At 36.5% G+C, this 20,928-nt stretch carries 23 protein-coding genes and 1 other RNA gene; 18 read left to right on the forward strand and 6 right to left on the reverse strand.

Going from position 1 to position 20,928, the window contains the following annotated elements:
* Nucleotides 1-64 precede the first annotated feature (64 nt).
* From BN999_RS20370 to BN999_RS20795, 7 genes are all read left to right on the forward strand, one after another.
* Nucleotides 65-205, forward strand: a complete 141-nt coding sequence (locus BN999_RS20370) for a small, acid-soluble spore protein L (RefSeq protein ID WP_141249089.1) — start codon at nt 65-67, stop codon at nt 203-205.
* Nucleotides 206-210: 5 nt separating this feature from the next.
* Nucleotides 211-468: a sporulation protein gene (locus tag BN999_RS17610; protein WP_373453640.1), complete on the forward strand. Its 258-nt coding sequence runs from the start codon at nt 211-213 to the stop codon at nt 466-468.
* Between the two features lie 81 nt (nt 469-549).
* A non-coding RNA gene (gene ssrS / locus BN999_RS17615) (6S RNA) lies at nt 550-736 on the forward strand.
* A 199-nt stretch (nt 737-935) separates the two neighbouring features.
* A complete protein-coding gene (locus BN999_RS17625) occupies nt 936-1,304 on the forward strand; it encodes a VOC family protein (protein WP_096273603.1) in 369 nt (122 codons plus the stop codon).
* Nucleotides 1,305-1,398: 94 nt separating this feature from the next.
* Nucleotides 1,399-2,352, forward strand: coding sequence for an alpha/beta hydrolase (locus BN999_RS17630; RefSeq protein WP_096273605.1), 954 nt, complete (start codon nt 1,399-1,401; stop codon nt 2,350-2,352).
* 83 nt (nt 2,353-2,435) lie between these two features.
* Nucleotides 2,436-3,725, forward strand: coding sequence for a hypothetical protein (locus BN999_RS17635; RefSeq protein ID WP_096273607.1), 1,290 nt, complete (start codon nt 2,436-2,438; stop codon nt 3,723-3,725).
* 88 nt (nt 3,726-3,813) lie between these two features.
* Nucleotides 3,814-4,278, forward strand: coding sequence for a hypothetical protein (locus tag BN999_RS20795; RefSeq protein WP_176482026.1), 465 nt, complete (start codon nt 3,814-3,816; stop codon nt 4,276-4,278).
* A gap of 80 nt (nt 4,279-4,358) precedes the next feature.
* On the opposite strand, the gene BN999_RS17645 is transcribed toward BN999_RS20795, so the two are convergent.
* Nucleotides 4,359-4,811: a GNAT family N-acetyltransferase gene (locus BN999_RS17645; RefSeq protein ID WP_096273609.1), complete on the reverse strand. Its 453-nt coding sequence runs from the start codon at nt 4,809-4,811 to the stop codon at nt 4,359-4,361.
* A gap of 12 nt (nt 4,812-4,823) precedes the next feature.
* On the reverse strand, nt 4,824-5,393 hold the full coding sequence (locus BN999_RS17650) for a nucleotidyltransferase family protein (RefSeq protein ID WP_255247515.1): 570 nt from the start codon (nt 5,391-5,393) through the stop codon (nt 4,824-4,826).
* A 179-nt stretch (nt 5,394-5,572) separates the two neighbouring features.
* Here BN999_RS17650 and BN999_RS17655 point away from each other — a divergent pair, with 179 nt between their 5' ends.
* Nucleotides 5,573-5,941 carry a cytochrome-c oxidase gene (locus tag BN999_RS17655; RefSeq protein WP_096273611.1) on the forward strand — a complete coding sequence of 123 codons (369 nt, stop codon included), beginning with the start codon at nt 5,573-5,575 and terminating at the stop codon, nt 5,939-5,941.
* 23 nt (nt 5,942-5,964) lie between these two features.
* Here BN999_RS17655 and BN999_RS17660 read toward each other — a convergent pair whose 3' ends face one another.
* The gene (locus BN999_RS17660; RefSeq protein ID WP_096273779.1) at nt 5,965-6,552 is read right to left on the reverse strand and encodes a Maf family protein; all 588 of its coding nucleotides are present in this window, start codon (nt 6,550-6,552) and stop codon (nt 5,965-5,967) included.
* Nucleotides 6,553-6,728: 176 nt separating this feature from the next.
* Here BN999_RS17660 and BN999_RS17665 point away from each other — a divergent pair, with 176 nt between their 5' ends.
* Complete coding sequence (locus BN999_RS17665) at nt 6,729-7,004, forward strand: DUF4190 domain-containing protein (RefSeq protein WP_255247516.1); 276 nt, start codon at nt 6,729-6,731, stop codon at nt 7,002-7,004.
* 43 nt (nt 7,005-7,047) lie between these two features.
* Here BN999_RS17665 and BN999_RS17670 read toward each other — a convergent pair whose 3' ends face one another.
* Nucleotides 7,048-9,102 carry a hypothetical protein gene (locus BN999_RS17670; protein ID WP_096273615.1) on the reverse strand — a complete coding sequence of 685 codons (2,055 nt, stop codon included), beginning with the start codon at nt 9,100-9,102 and terminating at the stop codon, nt 7,048-7,050.
* A gap of 163 nt (nt 9,103-9,265) precedes the next feature.
* On the opposite strand from BN999_RS17670, the gene BN999_RS17675 reads away from it, so the two are divergent.
* From BN999_RS17675 to BN999_RS17685, 3 genes are read left to right on the forward strand one after another with little or no spacing between them, the layout of a single operon-like run.
* Entirely contained in the window at nt 9,266-9,940 is a 675-nt protein-coding gene (locus tag BN999_RS17675; protein WP_096273617.1) for a RibD family protein, read from the forward strand.
* A 15-nt stretch (nt 9,941-9,955) separates the two neighbouring features.
* Complete coding sequence (locus tag BN999_RS17680; protein WP_096273619.1) at nt 9,956-10,519, forward strand: DJ-1/PfpI family protein; 564 nt, start codon at nt 9,956-9,958, stop codon at nt 10,517-10,519.
* A 4-nt stretch (nt 10,520-10,523) separates the two neighbouring features.
* The gene (locus BN999_RS17685; protein ID WP_096273621.1) at nt 10,524-11,027 is read left to right on the forward strand and encodes a DNA-deoxyinosine glycosylase; all 504 of its coding nucleotides are present in this window, start codon (nt 10,524-10,526) and stop codon (nt 11,025-11,027) included.
* 1,111 nt (nt 11,028-12,138) lie between these two features.
* Here BN999_RS17685 and BN999_RS17690 read toward each other — a convergent pair.
* Nucleotides 12,139-13,239 carry an SDR family oxidoreductase gene (locus BN999_RS17690; RefSeq protein WP_096273623.1) on the reverse strand — a complete coding sequence of 367 codons (1,101 nt, stop codon included), beginning with the start codon at nt 13,237-13,239 and terminating at the stop codon, nt 12,139-12,141.
* Nucleotides 13,240-13,380: 141 nt separating this feature from the next.
* On the opposite strand from BN999_RS17690, the gene BN999_RS17695 reads away from it, so the two are divergent.
* Nucleotides 13,381-14,475 carry a sensor histidine kinase gene (locus tag BN999_RS17695; protein WP_096273625.1) on the forward strand — a complete coding sequence of 365 codons (1,095 nt, stop codon included), beginning with the start codon at nt 13,381-13,383 and terminating at the stop codon, nt 14,473-14,475.
* A gap of 2 nt (nt 14,476-14,477) precedes the next feature.
* A complete protein-coding gene (locus BN999_RS17700; RefSeq protein WP_096273627.1) occupies nt 14,478-15,107 on the forward strand; it encodes a response regulator transcription factor in 630 nt (209 codons plus the stop codon).
* A gap of 21 nt (nt 15,108-15,128) precedes the next feature.
* Here the strand turns inward: BN999_RS17700 and BN999_RS17705 are convergent, their stop codons facing one another.
* Entirely contained in the window at nt 15,129-15,950 is an 822-nt protein-coding gene (locus BN999_RS17705) for an SDR family NAD(P)-dependent oxidoreductase (RefSeq protein WP_096273629.1), read from the reverse strand.
* 607 nt (nt 15,951-16,557) lie between these two features.
* On the opposite strand from BN999_RS17705, the gene BN999_RS17710 reads away from it, so the two are divergent.
* From BN999_RS17710 to BN999_RS17725, 4 genes are all read left to right on the forward strand, one after another.
* Complete coding sequence (locus BN999_RS17710; protein ID WP_096273631.1) at nt 16,558-17,364, forward strand: cytochrome c oxidase assembly protein; 807 nt, start codon at nt 16,558-16,560, stop codon at nt 17,362-17,364.
* Nucleotides 17,365-17,583: 219 nt separating this feature from the next.
* Nucleotides 17,584-18,516, forward strand: coding sequence for an ABC transporter ATP-binding protein (locus tag BN999_RS17715; RefSeq protein ID WP_096273633.1), 933 nt, complete (start codon nt 17,584-17,586; stop codon nt 18,514-18,516).
* 10 nt (nt 18,517-18,526) lie between these two features.
* Nucleotides 18,527-19,783 carry an ABC transporter permease gene (locus BN999_RS17720; protein WP_096273635.1) on the forward strand — a complete coding sequence of 419 codons (1,257 nt, stop codon included), beginning with the start codon at nt 18,527-18,529 and terminating at the stop codon, nt 19,781-19,783.
* Nucleotides 19,780-20,886, forward strand: coding sequence for an ABC transporter permease (locus BN999_RS17725; RefSeq protein ID WP_096273637.1), 1,107 nt, complete (start codon nt 19,780-19,782; stop codon nt 20,884-20,886). The genes BN999_RS17720 and BN999_RS17725 overlap by 4 nt, the downstream gene beginning before the upstream one ends.
* The last annotated feature ends 42 nt before the right edge of the window (nt 20,887-20,928 follow it).

A 20,928-nucleotide genomic window follows, 5' to 3' on the forward strand; every position in this document is an offset into this window, starting at 1 on the left:
ATGCCGATCTCATTTAGGATAAATCCATTTATTTTAGCAATAATAACAAATGGAGGTGTCCTAAATGGCAGAAAAAAGCGATAACTGGAGCAAGAGACGTCCCATTTCAAGTGTTAACCCACAAGGGCTTACAGAGGAAACGGCAGATCACCGTCCAAAGTCTCAGTTAGAAGATCGTGCAAAGAAAAGAAATACTAAAGTTTAAAGCGGGTGAAGACAATCGACCATACATTACTATACTTACGTGAATCATTATCCAATTACGAGGGTAATGAGTTGAGTCAGTCTATTCATCAAAAGCTACAAAATAAGAACTATCAGAGTGAAAGAGAATTTGTTGAGGATTTAGATGATAGAGAGATGCAGTATTTAGACAAAATACTAGCACGTGAAATTAGTTATGCTGAAAACGTTCAAGATGATATGCGAGTCCAACAATTACGAGAGGTCTATGAAATCATCTTTTAGAACACTAGGTTTAATAGCCTATTTTTGTCAATTGGATAACATTGACATTGATATTTTACCTTCGAAATAGTAATATAAGGATACAAGCTACGATGTACGTGTTTTACTAAGTTTTAACCTCTAATGCGATAATAGGGAGTTTTAAATTGAAGCTCTAATGCCGAGCCGCCATGGATTAGCGGAAGGCAGGAAGGTTTCTGCGAACACCCACTTAGTGAAGTGGTGGTTTAAAACTTTTTATGACAAATACGGCATATGTGGCTGATAAAAATGAACTTGAGCGACCAGTTTCCTAATGGAGACTGGTCATTTTCTTATTCTCCAGGCACCATACCATGGTTATCCAACAATTATTTTCTTTTCAATTCAAAAAGCTGATAAGCAAAATCATTCATATGGTATTTGTTTTAAGTATTATAAATTATCTGTATGTAATACTATAATAGAAGCAAGAGGGGGGACTGGAGATGAAATTTCGATATGAACAATTGGACCATATACAGTTGGCTGCTCCAAGAGGTGGAGAAGACCAAGCGCGTGCATTTTATGAGAGACTACTCGGATTTCAAGAAGTAGAGAAACCGGAGAACTTAAAAAAGCGTGGGGGAGTTTGGTTCTCAGATGGTGTAATCCATATACATATTGGTATTGAAGAACCATTCCAGCCCGCAAAAAAGGCACATCCAGCATTTAGGGTTAAGAATATTGAGGAAATGAAAAAGTATTTGAAAAGTAAAGAAGTAGCATATCAAGTCGATCATGATTTGCCTGGTGCAAACCGTTTTTACTTGCATGACCCGTTTGGCAATCGTTTAGAGTTTTTAGAGTGGCAATAGAGGCATGGGATTTCTCCTACTAGTGAGAAATCCCTATTTTTATGATAAAATTGTTTGAAAAGTTTTTATTCTTTAGGTACCAGGGGGAAATAAGTTGAAGAAGAAAATAGGAATTATAGGAGGAAGTATCTTTACCATATTAGTTGTTGTCTTATTAATCGGCGGGAATTATTTCTACAGTGAAGGGATTAAACGTGGAACAGAAGTAGAATTACATACAGAGCTAGAGAGTGTTAATAGAGAGGCAACTCAAACGGCTTTATCAATTATCGAGGAAGCGGAGGAATGGTATTCCATTCAAAATCCTGTAGAATTAGAAATTGTTTCCTATGATGATTTACGATTAAAGGCGGGCTTTTTTGACAATGAAGCAGAAACAGGGAAAGTAGTAATTCTAGCACATGGTTACCGCGGTACACGTGATCATATGGATGACTTAGTAAAATTCTATTATGATCAAGGGTTTGATGTGCTAATGCCAGATTCCAGAGGGCACGGTAAAAGCGAAGGTGATTATATTGGTTATGGTTGGCATGATAGACTCGATTATTTAACATGGATTGATTTACTAATTGAAGAACATGATGCAGAACAAATTTTATTACATGGCAATTCAATGGGAGCTTCACTTGTGTTAATGACAAGTGGGGAAGAATTGCCTGATGAAGTAAAAGGAATCATTGCTGATAGTGGGTATACTTCGGTTAAGGAAGAGTTAAAACATCAATTAAAGCACTTATATCATCTACCAAGTTTTCCGATTTTAGATGTAACTAGTATGATTACTAAAGTTCGTGCTGGATACTTCTTCGGGGAGGCTTCAGCGGTGGAACAGGTGAAGAAAAACACGAAGCCACTCTTTATTATTCATGGCGATGCAGATGAATTAGTTCCGACCGAAATGGCTTATGAATTATATGAGGCAGCTGGTGGAGAAAAAGAACTTTGGATTGTCCCAAATGCTGGTCATACAAAGGCTTACTCCATTGCAACAGAGGAGTTTCAAAGTAGATTACAACTATTTATTGATAAGACAATAGATAATTAGGTAGACTTTTTTGTTCTAGTATAAGAATAATGTGGATAAGATGATTATAATTTTAAATTCAACTGCCAAGGGAATGGTACGTTATGAGGAAAAGGCTAACAGGTAAGATCATATTTTTTGTAACTGCTCTCTTACTCGTGTTAGTAGGTTGCACACAAGAAAAACAAGAAGCAAACCGAGATACTAACAGAAAGGATACCTCCGAGGAAGAAGTAGAAACGCAAACCAAGGAATATATTCCAGAAGAAACCGATGTTGTATTCAAAAATGATGCACTAAGAAATAAGGATGCCTTAGAAAACTTTATTGAGACTGCGGGCGCAAACGGAAAAGACAATGAAAGCCAGATTAGAATTGTAAAATATGAGCCTGAAGGCGTACTTATTTTTAATCTGCAATCAAGGTATGATGAAAATGCCAATCAAGCTTGGATTGAAGTAGAACCAGATTTGGAATACTTTGATGAATCAAAAGTAATATCACAGGATGTATTTTATAATGCACCTCAACAATGTTGGTATATGTCTAAAGATATGGAACAAGGCTTTTATAAATTCCATGAATGCAGAACGAACTGGGAATACCACTTGTTTCCAATAGTTGATCGCACATTGACCTATGAGGAATTAATAAATCCAGAACCAGAAGATAAACAGAAAGAAGTTGTACCTTTCCAATTTTATCATTTACAAGATATTGCACTAGAAATATTCTTATCAAAAAAAGATGCCAAAGAGTGGCAGCGACACTTTGAGGCGGACAATCAAGAAAAAATGGAAGAAGTAAAAGATAGAAATATTAAGAAGCTTATACTAGGGAATGTTGATATTGCTAAAGTCACTGATAATAAGGTCTTAGTGACATCATGTGAGGATGGATTATGCGAAATATACACAGACCATTCTTTTCTTATCAGAGGTTATGTTGTTCCAGAGATTAGAATTGAAGTGGAATCGGCAGAGGGATGGGCAATAGAACAACCAGATAACGAAGAAGATGATCTTGAATCAATCTGGAAGGACTTAGACGAACAAGTTGGGAATCTTCTGGAGGAATCATCTGATTTAATTTCAATATACGAAAATGATGTACCTGGAGCTTCTAATTCAAACGCTAAATTGTATTATGATAAAGTGAACGGAAGAATTAATATGTTGCGATATATACTTCCAGAAGAAACGGAATTAGTAGAGGAATATTATCAACTATTAATGGCCTCAGAATTGCTTTTTAATAGTATAGATTTAGGCAAATACTATTTTGAAAATGGTGAGGGGAAAGATCTGGAGACGCTGCTAGAGGAAGAAATCGTCCCGTTAAGAGAGGAACTAGAGGAGTTGGTAACATCGATTAGAGAGCTAAACGAAGAATAATCGTATCATACCGAAACTTTTAATAGTATTAGAACGTATGATAACTGTTACAAATAAGATAAGGAGCTTGACAGTAGGAGGAATAACTGTGGAAAGCCAAAGAGTTGAGGACCTATACAAGAGTCTGGAAGAAATTATAAACACTGTTGATAAACAAGTTGTTTCTAAATTGGAAATAGATAAGTGTAAACGAATCATTAATAGGTTGAGCTCTTTCTCAACTGAGTGTGAAGTATGTTATCAACACTTTACAGATTTGGAAAAACACGTTACATCCCTTAAGGATAAGAAAAGTGAACTTACAGCAGATGATATTAAACATCATAAACAAATCGTAAGTAACATTAGCTCTCATCTGCAAAAGCAGCATAAGCTAGTACCTAGTGGGTATTATCTGGGGATATATATGTCGATAGGTACCAGTTTAGGGATAGTATTTGGATTGGTATTATTTGATAATATTGCACTCGGATTACCACTGGGAATAGGTATTGGCGTGGCAATTGGATCAGGTCTAGATGCCGATGTTAAGAAAAAAGGATTATCCTTATAGCACTCTCTAACAAACCCATACAACGTGTTGCCTTACGTATAATAGTAAATGGAGCCGCAATTATTTACGGCTCCATTTACTTATTCCTTAATAAAATACTCCATTACTAACTCATCTTCAATTTTTTCATCTGTCATGATGAACCCAACTTTTTTATAAAAGTCGATTGCTCCTTTGTTTTCAGGTACAACGGATAATCGAATCCGTTCACAGTCATCATGTTTGGAAATCATATCAATTAATGCTTTCATGGCAAGCATTCCAAAACCTTTCCCTTGAAATTGTTCTCCAATCATAAATCGTGGTATCCAGTGCTTATCCTCCAGATCATTACCTGGTATGTATTCAACTGCAGCTACCCCGACCACGTTATCTTGGTGACAGATTGCATACGGTGTGAAGGTTTCGTCTACATAGGCCCAAGCAATTGTTGCGATGTTCCTGGCTACAAATTCCTTTTGATCCTCTGACACTTCCAACCTTACACAATCTCGAATATTTTCTTTTGTTATAGCTTTGATTTCTATCGTCATGTTATTAGTCTCCTACTCTACTAAATAAGTTACCTTAGGCCATCTGTTGTGCCATTTTTTCTTTTGTATTCGGTGGTGATAGATTTGCATTCTTTGATTAGAATCTGTGAAATATGGTGTTGGACGGACTGCCATGTTTAATATATCATCAACACCGTGTGGAGCTACTAATCTCAGTGAGTCATTTGTGTCTAATTTAATTCCTATTGCGGTAACCGTTTCTGGAAACTTTGAAATGGCGTCAATCGTATCAATATACGGTTCTAATCCATTCACATGATGCATCCGTGCCTCATTTTTTACTGACCATGGTATGGTTGGTAAAGTGCTTCTTAATCTTTGTTCTAACTCTTTTTCTATTGACTCATCGGTATTATGTTGATCAAAGTAGACCACATCCACATCATCTACCAAAGTGGTATGTGAAAAACCATGTTGCTTGTCCCATATTTTGGAACGAACAAATCCTGCACAAATCCACCAGTCTGGAAGGTCTAGCGATTGAACTATTCTGAGTGCAGACATCGTTTCCTTATCACTAGACAATAAATCTACTATGGCTTGTTCATTTGCTAGTATCACGAGTTCTCCCTCCGTTAATCAAAAATATCATACACCAATTCTATGGTGGTGGCTACTACTAATCTTAAATTTCCTACTGATTAATTAGAGCAATTTTTTACCAGTTTTATAGTATGTTTGTCATGAAACAAACATATAATTTCTCAGGAGAAACCAATTATTTTTTTAGGAGGATTCAAATGGGGGATAAGTTAATCAAAATCTCTGTTGTCTATTTTTTAATCGGTGTTTTTCTAGGGTTATACATGTCTATAGCACATAATTATATGTTAACAGGCGTGCACGTACATATTAACTTGTTAGGGTGGATGTCGCTTGTGGTAGCCGGTATCCTCTATAAGTTATATCCTCATTTAGAAAATACGGCTGTCGCAAAGATTCATTTTTGGTTACATAATCTAGGTCTTCCAGTCATGATGGGTGGTTTGACACTTGTCCTATTAGGCAATCGTGGAATAGTCGTTTTAGTTTCTATTGGAAGTATGGTTGTTGTTTTAGGAATCGTATTCTTTGTATATAATGTATTAGCTAATTTAAGTAAAAACTAAAATGAAAAGCTGACTCTGTGATGTTACTCTGCATCACTAGAGACAGCTTTTATGTTGAATTTCTTTAATTCTCGAACAACACGTGATATGGGTAGACCAACGACATTGAAATAATCACCTATAATTTGTTTTACTAGAACTGCCCCATTACTTTGAATACCGTATGCTCCAGCCTTATCAAATGGGTCCTTAGTTGAAATATACGCATGGATCTCTGCTTCTGTTAGGGGCCAAAACTCAACTGTTGTTTTTTCCACAAATGAAATTTTCTTGTCTTTGGATACAATGGCTACACCGGAATAAACATCGTGCTTTTCACCACTTAAATTGGAGAGCATATGGAATGCTTCATCGTGGCTTTTTGGTTTACCATAAATATCTCCTCTATATGCTACGACAGTATCTGCAGCCAGAATGACCTCGTGGTCGTTTTGAAAGGGAACATGCTGAGATGCTTTAAGTAAGGCTAGTTTCTCTGCCATTTGAGCAGGTTCAATGGTTGTGATGACTGATTCATCCACTGTTTGGTTTCGAATTGTAAATGGAATTTGTGCAAGCTCTAATAATTCTTTTCGTCGGGGTGAGTTAGAAGCTAAAATTAATTCAGGGATCAAAATAATATATCCTCCTACTAAAATCTAACATAATCTCTTGATACGTTTAGTATACTCAAAATGAGTACAAATTTGAAATAGGTACGAAGGGAAATAAAAGTTACTATATACATAATCGACAAACTTTGATATTTTAATAATAATGTATTTTATGAATGAAAAGGGGGAGCATTGTGCAGACGCAAGAAACGAATGGAAAAGCAGTTGCTGCTTTAGTACTTGGTATTTTGGCAATTGTAATTCCTTATATTGGATTAATTATTGGAATAGTTGGCCTAGTGTTGGCTGGTAGTAGCCTTAAAGAAATCACCCTAACGAATCAGGGCGGTAGAGGACTTGCTATTGCTGGAAGAGTAACAAGTATTGTTGGTATTTGTATTTGGGGAATTATTCTTATCTTTTTAATTATTGGTTTTGTATTAATAGCATCAGATCCATATTATTGGTAAAAAACTTATCAAATATAATAGGGGAGCCATTATGGCTCCCTTTTTATTTGCTCTTCTTATAGGTTATGGTACTATTTTCCTTTAGAAGTAGATTTTGCATAAAGTCATTGGTGATTTTCAATAGTCCAATGTTGTTTTGATTATGCAAAACCGTACCATCTGGTGCAGACAAATACTTAATTAGTTCATGCCATAATATCCTCTTACTTTGCGCTTTAGGATGTTTTTCGATTGTTAACTTATTATTGTGGTCACAAGAACGAATAATAGATTTGCTTCTTATACTATACGTTTTCAAGGAGACTACTAGTTTAAGAATTTGTCCCCAAATTCCAGAAAAACTCATATTATGAATTGGGCTACTTGTAAATTGGTTGATTGTTAAGCGTTTTTTATTTTGACTATAAATAGTAGATCGTACCGCATTAGAATAGTGGACATCTCCTGACAAAATGATACAAGGGTCAGGTCTCCATCTCAATAAATGTTGGATAAATTGATTAAACCCTTTCCCATTATATTTCCAAGCTTCAAAATCGAGGGTATAGTGAACAGGAAGTCCTAAAGCTCTTAGAGGGTAAACAAATCGTTTTAGAAAGGATTCGATTATTCCCAATCCATAAAGCGGTGTCGGTGATACAATAATTAATGGGTCACCTGTTTTCCATCTACTGTTAAACAAGGTTCTTGATACGACACTCCATCCCTTCTTACCAATTAATTGTGGAGCTGTATTTCCTTCACGATAGATTGTTCCTACTCTAAGCGGTTTTGGGTGATAATCATATTCCCTCATGGTTCTAATATCCAGAAATAACGCTTTAGGACTTGTCGGAGTAACAAAACACCAATTCTTCATATTAGGTAGTTGCTCTGTCCATCTATCTGGAAATACTGAATGATTCAGATGATATCTGAAGAAGGAAGAGTAATAGGGAAGGTTTGCTTGGAAAGCATTGGGGTCGTTGCCCCAACCTTGAAATAGCCAGTACGCCGCTAGCCCATTCGTAACAGTATGTTTTCCTAAAGTTGTTAGATTAACACGATCAATCCATTCCTTAGATATATTCCAATCATCGGTAATATCATGATCATCAAATATCATAAAGGTTGGTGTATTTGCTAGAACTCTTCGGGTAGAGGAAACTGTTGGGATAAATCTCTTTAATTCTTTAAGTTGGGTTCTATATTGCTTTTTTAATCGTTTTATCTCTCTTTTTCTATTTCTTTCATTGAGATTTGAAAACATAACATAGTATTCATCATGTTTTATCAGTGTATCAAAATTTGGGAAGCCACTATTATTCTCCCAAAGAGAGGGACTTAAGGTTAGTAGATACATGGTTGCGTATTCTTGAAACCTGATTAAGTGATTTCCCGCATTATTAGACGTAAAGTTAGCGAAAGTCTCCATAATAAATTGGCGACCATTTAATTGATCGATTCTTTTGTTAAATGGTGACTTCTTTAGTTCAGGCTCAAGGTCTTCTAGATTGTGTATCTCTTCTCCAATTACCTCTTGGGCTACCTCTTTTAGTTTATAAAAAAGTGGAACAGCTACGTCATCTGCGTATATTTGATCTCCCATTAGAAATAGGGTGTTGGGCCTTTCTTCAAGATTGAGAGCATTTCGCTCAATCCTAGCATCTGCTTTTACAATAGCGCTTAGTTTTTTCCCGTGCGGTTTTTGGCAAGAGCCATAAAGAATGTTTGAAGGTTTATCCTGTTGAATGATAAATGTCGGATATTGAAGGTTCCCATACACGATATTATCTGGGTTATCTTTGGAGAGTAGACCAAGGTCAGTAAGACTCTTTTGGCCATCCCTATTAGTAAATGTAATATTGTAACCAAGTAATGTGTCTAGTGGAAAAGAATTAGCTCTCGGAGTTATTTTTAATAGATAGGTGTATAATTGCTTGCCTGAACGAATCATCTCAAAATCTGTTTTGGTATCGATTGGACTATAGGTTACTGATTTGCTCTCTAATTCTTCAACCTCATACAGTGATGCTTCCGGTTTTATATTATTACTAGTTGTTAGCCAGATGTATACGCAGTTTTTTTCGACGCGCCTTACAATCGGACCTGCTAACAAAAAAGGCAGTGTCTTAATAGTTTCACCCCCTTACTAAAGATAGTCTATTCTTATGAAAGTAGGATGATTGTTTTTCTGCCTAGGGAATATTGTGCTAATAAAGTATTCTAATCTACAAATACAGAAAATTTACTATATAATAAAAATTAAAGGGAGTGAAACCATGAAACGGCCAAGAATAATATTAAATATTTTTTCGTCGGTGGATGGGAAAACAACTACTGCAAGAGACCGGAATGTAACAGAGTGGACAGCTAAAGGATTGGACGGAGACGCTCACGAATATACGAACCGACTATATGATGAATTAAATTGTGATGGACTAGTTTCTGGAAGTGAGACATTAATGGTATTTGGAAATCACTGGGTAGAGTTGGATAGGCCTTTATATGAACCAAAGAAGTCAAAGGCATATATCGTTTTTGATGGTAGGGGAAGAATTAATTGGTATCAGAGTGATGGGTTACTAGTGGTTACAAGAGAAGACGTATCAAATGATTACATACAGCAACTTAAGGAAAAAGAAATTCCTTATATTCAAGCGGGGAAGGGAGATTACATAGACTTACATCTCGCCCTAGAAAAATTATATGAAAAGGGCTTCAGAAGATTGGGGTTAAATGGAGGTGCTTTAATGAATGGTGCTTTTCTAAGGGAAGGCCTGATTGATGAGGTTAGCTTGTTCTTCGCTCCACTGGCAATTGGAGGTTCTAATACGCCTTCTATTTTTGACGGACCTGAGCTAGAAACTTTAGATGATGCTGCAAAACTAGAATTATTAGACATGAAGAAACTAAGAGGCGGGACAGTTTGGCTTCATTATCTTGTAAAACAATAAAAAGGAGAATACAAAATGAAGGTATTATTTTTAGCTTATCCAATGTATGCAGATTTTGAAATTGGACATACACTTTACTTTCTAAGAAAACTTGGCAAGGCTAAGGTGACGACAGCTACTGTAGATGGTAAGCCGGTTGAAAGCCTTGGTGGTATTATCACTCAAGCACAAACCGAGATATCAAATGTGGATCCTACGGAATATGATTTGCTTCTAATTTCTGGTGGAGATGGAGTGGCACAGGTTCTGGATGATATTTCAATACAAGAATTTCTAAACGATTACAACAACCTTAAAAAGCCAATTGCAGCAATATGTGCTTCCTCAACACTACTTGGAAAAGCAGGACTGCTTAAAGGGAGAAAGTTTACTTGTGCTCCAAACACAATGGAGTTGTTTAGGAATGTTTTTAGTGATGCAGAATATACTGGAAATCGTATAGAAAAAACAGACCATATCATTACGGCTAAAGGAACAGCATTTCCGGAGTTCACCATTGCTGTAATAGATCAATTAGGATTATGGAAAAATAAAGAGCAACGAGAAGGAGCATTGAAATTTTGCAAAGGAGAAGTTTAAAGCCTTGACTGATAAAATTTTTGGACTGCCACCAATTGTAACAAAAGATGCAAAAGTTATCATCTTAGGTTCTATGCCAAGTATACTTTCACTTGAGAATCAAGAATATTACGGGAATCCACGTAATCATTTTTGGAGGATTATTTATGGGTTGTTTGAAGAAGATATACCGCATACTTATGAGGAAAAAATCGAATTTGTAAAGCGAAAGGGCATTGCACTTTGGGATACAATTGGAACATGTTACCGAGAGGGGAGTCTAGACTCTTCTATCAAGGGCGAAGAGCCAAATAATATTCCGGGCTTTCTCCAAGAGTACCCTTCGATTAAACTCATTGCTTGTAATGGAACTAAATCGTATAAAACCTTAACAAAGTATTTTTCACCAGAGATGCTAGAAGGTAGGCAGGTTATTCAACTCCCATCATCTAGTCCGGTTCCAGGTAAGTATAACAAAACATTTGAGGAAAAGCTGGAAATCTGGAAGCAAATACTAAAGTATCAATAGAAAAATATGTAATTTTCAAAAAAGTGTTGTATGGGACATATTCAATTCGGTATAATTGAATTTGGGAGTGTCGCGAGCCTAAAAGTAGGGCGAGTCGTAAGCTGCAACTTACGACTCGGACAATTTTCGTAGGCTGCGGCGACTTCCGTTCTTGGTGAAAAAGGTAATTATCCTGGTTCCGTATGAGATACAGGGTGATTACTTTTTTTCACGGGTGTTCACAACTAACAATACAAGTGTTGAGAACATAATCATCAGCTCAATAGTCTTGTCAATCGGTATCACAAGCTTCAGCCCCTTTCATGGGGGATTTTTTGAAGCCGCCGATATGCCAATTTGATAAGTCGGTTCTCCGCCTACAGTATTGTCCACTTTATTATACTACATTTGAAGGGGTCTCGTATCGGGATTATTGCGAAATGGTAAAATATTCTCATAATTTTAGGTTGCTACTGAAAAATACCTACCTATAGCGGTTTTAAGAGAAAGTTGTCGTACGAGGGACTATGTGACTAGAATGTCTGCATAGTTTTTTTTATGCGGTTTTATGAAGTAAAGTATCTCCACTTATCTTAGGCTGGCTAATTTACAATAGATAAAAACTGCGTGGTAACTAGTTTAATTAAAACAGAATTAGTTATTGGGTATAGCTGTTCGACACCGCTCCGGCAGAATACTCCGCTTTCCGCGGGCCCGGCCTCAGCCTCCTCGAGGAAAGTTCGCCTCTACGGGGTCTTCGGACACGTGCTATTCCCGCAGGACAAGGAATGCTTCTGCAGCATAAACATCGCACGAAGAAAATTGTTCTTTATTTTCGAGGAGTCTCCGTATTCTGCCTGCGCTGGTTTTGATCTTCTATTCCTAGGTAGTATTAGATTCTGTTTATTATTGATATGAAAATAAGCTTATTCACTCTACACTAGCGAAGGAAATACACGGAGACTCCTGCGGGAGGATAGGCATCGGTGAGACCCCGCAGTGCGTAAGCGCGAGGAGGCTCACCAGCCGCCCGCGGAAAGCGGAGTGTATTTCCGTAGCGGGTATGAAGCTCTATCCATAATACTTACTTACCGCACAGTTTCTATGAAAAGTACGGTTCGGTCATCTGTATCTAATTAATTTTAATATGCTTACTACTATCATCTTTATATTTTCGGTAGAAACTTACCATTGGTTCCAATGTGTCTTTTAAATCGGGGCAACTGATGCCAGACCCCTCTAAATCTCGTATAGTTTCACTGCAGTCGTATGACGAGTGAATCGTGAAGTAATCTAATGCTTCTGCCTCTGCTCGTAACCACTTTCTAATTGGCTTTAAACGAAGTGATGCCTTAGTTGCTGATAGTGGGATTCTTCCCTTCGGTGTTCTACCTAAATATTCTTCAGTAAGCATTTTCTGCAGTTCCCACATCTTGTATGGTTTAGGATCTGTTAAATGATACGTTTTCCCTTCACCTACTGGACGAATGGCCAAATAACTAGTTGCTTTCAGTACATAGTCTGAGGGGACGAAATTCCCTTCTGCAGTTCCTTTCCCAAAGTACGGGATGACTGGTAAAAATTTCAATCTGTCTAAAACATTCAACTGAAAATATAAGCCATCAAACTTAATGGTCTCTCCAGTTTTAGAATGACCTTTTACAACACCAGGGCGGATAATAGTAGTTGGTATATCTTTCATGATGTCTTGTACAAGTAGTTCAGCTAAGTACTTGGTATACTCATAATGATTCCGGAACTCTTGTCCTTTTTTAAGTTCATTCTCATAAATTTTCCCTTCACGTTTCCCGGATACATAGGCCGTACTGTAGTAAATATAACGTTTAAGATTACGTAGTTTTGTTAGCCACTTGTTTACATTCTTAGTTCCGTTAACATTTACCTCATAGGCGATATCTTTCGGAACTGCCAAGTCGTAAATAGCGGCTAGGTGAAAGACATGAGTGATTTGTTTTGATAGCGTTTCCAAAATAGCTGTGCCAAGTCCTATGTCTTGTTTAGTAATATCCCCTTCCACTATTATAAATAGTTCGGTCGAGACACCTGTTTGATTAATAATCTCATCTAGAGTACTTTTAGCAAGCTCCTTTTGGCTGGGTAAGATTAATAGATACATATGTTGTATATCATCACGATGATCCTGTATCATCTGTTTTATTAAACTTGATGCAAGAAAACCTGGAAAACCAGTAATAAAAAATGAATAATTCATGATATTACCCCCTTACCTTAATAATTCGACAAATACAAACGAATTTCCTTTCTTGTCAAAATTTACATTCTTAATTTGATGTCCTATGTTAAAATAATATTAATATTTTATAAAATTATAAGGCTAGGAAAGTAGGGTATTATGAAATACTTTTGGGTTCGATTCATCGTATTTGTTGCACTATGGACCTATTCCATCTTTCAATACAGTAACCATTTTGGAATAAGTATATTGTTTTTTGCAGGGGCGTTGGGGGTCTTTTTCTTCCTGTCTTTAAAACAGGTCTATGTTTCCTTATACATACTTTTGTCGGTTGTCATCGTTTTGCACGATGTTCTAATTACGGACGGAAATCTATTCACCATCATTTTATTGTTTTATGTTTCGATTGTAGCTTCCTTCCGTTTACGTGCAAAAAAACTATTAATCTATCTTGGTATTAATTTGTTTTTTTCTATAACCATTGGATACATCCAAGGGAACCAAATTATAGGTATTGTACTACTCTCAATATTACTTTATTTTGTTATAGTGGCATTAAGTGAGTCACAAGTTCAGTTAACTGAACAACGGACTCTATATGAGCAATTACTTGGCGAATATCGTAAGCAAAAAAGGGTTATTTTACTTGCAGAACAAGATGCTAGGACAGAGGAACGGAACAGAATTGCACGGGATATTCATGACTCTGTGGGCCATCGATTAACTGCATTAATCATGAAGCTTGAAATGCTGGCAATTCAGAATAAAAACGAGGAGTATCGTGATTTAAAGAAAATGGCAGAGGAAAGTCTAGATGAAACCCGGCATGCGGTTAAAACATTGCAAGCAGATGATAATGAAGGAATTGCTGCTGTGGTGAATCTAATTCGGAAGCTAGAAGTAGAGAATCAAATTGTCATCCAGTTTACAATCAAACAAGGGGTACTAACCGTTCCTTTATCTAATCAAAATAGTGTTGTGTTATATCGTGTTATACAAGAGGCCTTGACAAATGCTATGCGACATGGTCATTCTAGGGAAGTTCAGGTAATATTAGGGAAATCAGCTATTGGTGATGTTACATTCGAGGTATCCAATGCTGTTTATGAGAGCAAGTCGTTTGTATTGGGCTTTGGTTTAATAAATATGAAAAAAAGAGTGGAAGAGGTAAATGGTCGCTTGGATGTATTCCAGAAAGAGAACCGATTTACCATTATGGGTATTATTCCAGCCGTGACCGTGAATGGGGGATAATTATGTGGCGAGTATTGTTGGTAGAGGATCAGGCAATTGTGAGACAGGGTTTAAAGGTAATTCTAGAGCAAGATGAGAATATAAAGGTAACACATGAGGCTGAGAATGGCGAAGAGGCAATTGAAATATTGAATCAATATTCGATTGACTTTATCATGATGGATGTTAGAATGCCTGTGATGAATGGAATTGAGGCCACACGAATAATTAAAAAACAGTGGCCAGAAGTGAAAATATTGATCTTAACTACCTTTAATGATGACGAATATGCCCTAGAAGCCTTAAAGGAAGGGGCGAATGGATTTCTATTGAAAACAGCTGATTCCCAGAAGTTGATTGATGCGGTATATAGTTGTATGAGTGGTGGTTTAACGATTCATGATGAAGTAGCAGCAAAAGTGATGCCAAGATTACTACAACGTGAACAAAAGGAGGCAATATCCATCGATTTGTCCCCGAGAGAAATAACCATTACGAAGTTAGTAGGGGAGGGAAAGACAAATAAGGAGATTGCCGACGAGCTTTATTTATCTATTGGAACAGTAAAAAATCATATAACACAGATTCTTCAAAAGTCAGGATTGCGAGATAGAACACAGCTTGCAATTTATGCAATTAAACATGATTTATAAAATGCTCCTACCCTGAGTATGCTAATTTGAGATTCGGGCTTTTCTCCCTACTTTACAGACTAATCGCATTAATGAATGGTGTAATGGAGGGAAAATTGCAAAGATGACGTCCATTGTTTTTCTCATGGGCATTGGACATATGATAGGTTTATTTTTATGAACACCCTTAATAGCCATCTTTGCTAATTTTTGAGGAGACATCAATTTCTGCTTTTCCAATTGTTTGGTCATAACAGATTTATCGATTTTAATAGCCCTTGCTTCTTTAAAAATGGGAGTATCAACAAATGTTGGACAAAGTGTACTTACTTTTATACAAAATTCCTCTCCTTCATAATGGAGAGATGTCGTTAAGCCTACAACTGCATGCTTTGTAGTAGAGTAGGCTGAAGAAAGAGGAGAGGGACCGAGACCTGCAGCTGATGATGTGTTAACGATGTGTCCGAAGGCTTGCTCTTTCATTATTTTATAACCTATTTCTGTACCATAAATGACACCCCATAAATTAATATCCATGATTTCCTTCCAGTCTTCTAATGTCACGTCATACATTTCACCATACATAGCTATGCCAGCATTGTTAAAGAGGTAATCTAACCTACCGAATTCTCGATATATTCCTTTAATTACATTCTCTACGTTCTCGTAGTTGGTTACATCTAAACGAACAAATCTAGACGTCTTAAATTCATGATTGAGTTCTGCTTCAAGGATTAACCCATTCTTTTCATTAATATCTGCGATTATGACAAATACATCTTGAGCCATTAATTCTTTACAGATTTCCTTTCCTATACCGGATGCACCACCAGTTACAATTGCAACTTTTCTCGTTCCCTCCATCCACAACCTCTCCTTTAATGGTGTACTATTTTCATTAAGGATATTTACGTATAGTTTGTTGCTGTTTTGATAGAAACTGCACAGTAAATAAGCATTTTGTATAGAGCAGCATACCCGCTACGGAAATACACTCCGCTTTCCGCGGGCGGCTGGTGAGCCTCCTCGTGCTAGCGCACTGCGGGGTCTCACCGATGCCCGCGGAAAGCGAAGTATTCTGCCGGAGCGGTATCGTCCCACTATCCCACTTTAATTACGGTGGATGTACCGCACAGTTTCTAACATACTATTTGTTAACTTAATCTATCCAGAGTGACAACAACCGTTTTGAAAATAGCCTTTTTAAAATAGATTTACAAATAAACATAACTTAGATTGAATAATCTTATTAATTAAATTATACACAATTTTCAATATTACAAAGTTGGTTTCGGTCATAATTCATTTTATTGTCATATTTCGTAACAACAACTTAAATAATTATTTAGTATGTCAAGTGTCTTATCCTAAGTGTGTTACTCTTCAATAATTTGTAATATCTAGAATAAATTAGAGGCGCAACTTTCTATTATAATGACAGTATGGATCCTAAATAAGAAGGTGTTTCTAGATGCTTGATATTATGTTGGAGGAATTTCCTTTCTCCTCACTATGGAATTCAGGGATATTTCTTTTCCTAGCGTTTTCTGCTGTAATTTATTTATTTATCCTACCACAGGAAAAGAAACACCCATTTTGGAAGTCGGCAGTATTCTTTATTGGTCTTGTTGTTATATTCTTCAGTGCTGCTAGTCCATTGAACATTATTGGTAGAATTCAGTTTAGTGCTCATATCGTGCAGATTGTTTTGCTTGTGTTTATTGCACCACCACTTCTGATTATTGGAATGAAGCGAAGAATATTGGTTCAAGCTTTCAAAATTAAGATTCTTGCTAAGATTTTTGACTTTATTACCAAACCAGTTGTTACGATTGGACTTTTCTTTTTAGCACTTTACGGCTATCACCATCCACCTATCTTTGATCAGGCAAGAGTAGACTTATATGGGAATTATTTATATTTATTCATTTTATTCTTAACGGCTATTCTCCTATGGGTACCCATCTTATCGAAGAAAAATACCAAAAAAATGTTGACTATTTATCATCTCATTTGCATGGCTTTTATTTTGCCGCTTGGAGGTATCTTGCTTCTTTCAAAAGAGATATTATATCAAGCCTATACAGATTTAACGACGTTTACCCAGGCATTAGAAGTCTGCTTACCAACAGGGCAGACACTCTCCCCGGAATTAGTGTTATTGCTATTGCCATTTGAACCAATTGGAGAACAATATACAGGTGGGATAATTTGGGTAGTAGCTGGACTAGTCATCTTTAGTATCTCGTTACTGGTTAATAGAATAATAGTGAAATGATTTACTCGTAGCTCTCTTGATTAATAGGGGGCTTTTTTTATTGAGTGGAGTTTCGATAAATGATTTAGAGCTAGTGTATATATCCGGGGATAAAGAGATGATAATTTGTAATTCTGGAAAAAAGTGACTGGAGTCATGTTCCAATTTCTAATTGTTATGACTCCAGATAGTATTGATTTTATTCAAACAGCCGTATTCTTATGGTAGGAGGGGAATCGAATGATCGAATTAGTAGATTTAACGAAGAAATTTAAACAAATGTACGCTGTGAAGAATTTAAATATGTTTATTGAACGAGGAGAAATTGTTGGGTTATTAGGTCCAAACGGGGCGGGTAAATCAACTGCCATATCGATGCTATCATCATTAGTTGAGCCAACTAGTGGTGATGTTCGGTTTGAAAATAATAGTATCTTGAAAAAACCTGCCCCTTTCCGGAAAGTCGTTGGAATGGTCCCTCAGAATATTGCATTATATACAGATTTGACTGCGGAAGAAAATTTATTGTTTTTCGGAAGAATCTATCGACTACATGGGAAAGAATTGGAGCGCAAAGTTGATGAAGTACTAGAACAAATTGGCCTTACAGATCGAAGAAAGGATGTCGTTAAGAAGTTTTCGGGTGGGATGCAACGAAGACTTAATATAGGTGTGGCTATGTTACATGATCCTGAAGTACTGATAATGGATGAACCTACTGTTGGGATTGACCCACAATCAAGAAATTATATATTAGAGACGGTCAAACGACTGAATGAAGATAGAAACATGACCGTATTGTATACCAGTCATTATATGGAGGAAGTGGAGTTTCTTTGTGATCGCATTTATATCATGGATAAAGGGAACCTCATTGCTTCAGGAACAAAGGATGAGATTAAGCAAATCCTTTCATCAGAAAAAACTATTTCTATAACGATGGAACGATTAAATGATGAGTTTGTAGAAGTTTTAAAACAAAATCCACAGGTAAATCGCGTAACTACAGGGGAAAAAGAGGTAACAATTTTAGTTCCCCGTGATGCTAATGTCTTTTCTGAGATTATCAGATTAGCAGAATCTACTGGTATTGAGTTAAATTCTGTAGATAACAAAACACCTACCCTTGAGGATGTATTCTTACATCTAACTGGTAGAGCCTTAAGGGATTAGAGGTGAGATAATGATCTGGCATATTATTAAAAAACAGGGGCTATTATTCTGGCGTAATAAGCAGCAGTTAATTCTTCTTATTGCATTACCTATTATTTTGATTGCTATATTAGGAGCTGCTTTAGGTAGTGGTTTTGATAATGAAAGTAGTCCTATTAAGATGAAGGTTGCATTTATAGAACAGGTAGAAGAACAAGATCAGATTGAACAATTTCTTACTGATTTACAGGAACAGGTTCCAAGTGGAGTCGTTGATGAAATTAAGTCTAATATCGATATGATGGCACCGATAACCAATATCAAAGCAGTACTAGAAAGTGAAGAAGTGAAGGAGTTCTTGGAAATCACCTATATGGATCCTTCGGAGAAAAGTGTGATAGTCGATGATGAATCGTATACTGCTATTGTAGAGGTTCCAGAAGGTTTTTCCTATGATGTTCTTGAATCTATGGTATTTAACAATGTAATATCTCCAACTCTCCTCATAACTTATAACGAGGAACAGCAGGTTGGAACAAGTATTGTTTCAAGTTTTTTTACCCAGTTTCAGGAGCAGCTAACTTTAGGAACTTTCCTAGGTGAAAAAGGGATTGATTTATCCGCTATCGATTACCAGGAAGTTAATGGCGAAGTTATTTCAATCAATGAGCAAAAGCCAGTTTCAGCAAGCGCATACTACACAATTGGAATGACGGTTATGAATGTCCTATTCTTAGCTGGAGCCGTTGGTTATTATGCATATTATGAGAAAGAAATAAATGTATTTAATCGGATTATTATGGCGAATATTTCGAGATGGGTTTACTTCTCAGGGGTTCTGGCGTCGGGCACAATCTTTGCTTTTATTCAGAGCTTGATAATATTTGGATTTTCGTGGCTTGTTTATGGTATCCGTTTCCCTGATATCCTTGATTTCCTTGTTGTAACCGTAGCATACTCGTTTGCTATTGGTGGTCTTGCAGTTCTATTGTCAGCATTAAATTACCGATTGAATTCCGAGACAATTACCAATTTCTTTATGAATATTATTGCTACATTGTTAGCGGTTCTTGGGGGGAGTTTTTATCCTATTGGAGATTTTTCTTCTTTGTTTCAAACGCTTGGAAATATGACTCCTAATGGTGCGGGTTTAACAGCTTATTTAACACTATTAAGAGGAGAAGGGATTGCTGGAATAAGCGATAATCTTATGTATCTAGTAATCTTCGCATTAATGACTGTAGTAGTAGCAGCACTATGTTTTCCGAAGAGAGGAGTATCGGCATGATTGGAATCTTATTAGCTAAATTTAAAGGATTCATTCGTAACCCTTGGACTTTTGTCATATTTACCGGCATGTCAATGCTTATGGCTTTTATCTTCGGTGGAACCGGTGTTGATAAGGCCTATGTTCCCATCCACGGAGATGAAAAGATAAAAGATTCTTTTATTGGTCAAGAACTTAAAGAACTGGAAGGCTTTCAGTTTAGTTGGATGACTGAAGAAGAAATAAAGGAAAAGATTGAGTCAGGAAAAGCAGAAATTGGAGTTGTTCTAGGAGATAATGATTTTTCAATTATCGTTGGGGTAGATTCCTTTAATGCCGATTTAGTACAGCAAATTATTTCTGGTATTTATCAGGAAAAATTGGAACGAGAACAAATTCTATTAGCAGCAGGTCAGAATTCTTCCGATGAAAAAAATATATTAAATGAAATGGATTTAGCCATGGAGCAACCTATTTTTGAAATAAAATCGGCAAGTTTTCGTGGGGAAGGGGCTTTTGTATACGATAATTCCCTACACCGAGTATTTGGCTTTTCATTATTCTTTGTTATTTACACAATCGCTTATAATGTATTGCCTATACTGATTGAAAAGAGACAGGGTATTTGGGATAGAATGATTTTGTCTCCACTGAAAAAGTCAGAGATGTATGTAGCTAATTTATTGTATAGCTTTATAACTGGTTACTTTCAAGTATTAGTTATATTTCTCATGTTCCGCTATGTCGTTGGTGTTGATTTTCACGGTAGGTTCTTTGAAACGCTAATACTTTTAATTCCATATGTATTCTCAGTAGTTGCACTTGCTATGTTAATCTCGTCCATTGTCAAAAACGTACAACAGTTCAATGCCGCCTTACCAATACTTGCAGTTAGCATGGCCATGATTGGTGGAGCATATTGGCCAATTGAAATTGTAGAATCAAAATTTTTACTGATGTTGTCTAAGATTAATCCTCTAACCTATGGAATGGAAGTACTGCACGGGGTAGCGGTCTACGGATATCCGATGGAAGAACTATTATTCCCAATAAGTATCTTGATATTAATGGGGGTAGTGATGATGGGGATTGGGATTCATTTGATGGAGAGAAGACATGTTTGATTAATAGAAGTAATAATGTTTAAAAAGGTACCATCACACAAT

The organism is Paucisalibacillus globulus (assembly GCF_900184735.1).
GTDB lineage: Bacteria > Bacillota > Bacilli > Bacillales > Amphibacillaceae > Ornithinibacillus > Ornithinibacillus globulus_B.